General features: G+C 52.3%; 1 rRNA gene. It reads left to right on the top strand.

Annotated elements, in window-relative coordinates:
- A 16S ribosomal RNA gene (locus GYK42_RS29805) occupies positions 1-237 on the top strand; the annotation flags it as partial.

The raw sequence follows: 237 nt of genomic DNA, 5'->3' as shown, positions 1-237 counted from the left end.
TCAAAGGAATTGACGGGGACCCGCACAAGCGGTGGATGATGTGGATTAATTCGATGCAACGCGAAAAACCTTACCTACCCTTGACATGGCTGGAATCCCCGAGAGATTGGGGAGTGCTCGAAAGAGAACCAGTACACAGGTGCTGCATGGCTGTCGTCAGCTCGTGTCGTGAGATGTTGGGTTAAGTCCCGCAACGAGCGCAACCCTTGTCATTAGTTGCTACGAAAGGGCACTCTA

It is taken from the genome of Janthinobacterium lividum (assembly GCF_011601275.1).
GTDB lineage: Bacteria > Pseudomonadota > Gammaproteobacteria > Burkholderiales > Burkholderiaceae_D > Janthinobacterium > Janthinobacterium lividum_E.
The sequence above is the reverse complement of the archived record's forward strand: the minus strand, read 5'-3'. Positions and strand labels throughout refer to the sequence as shown.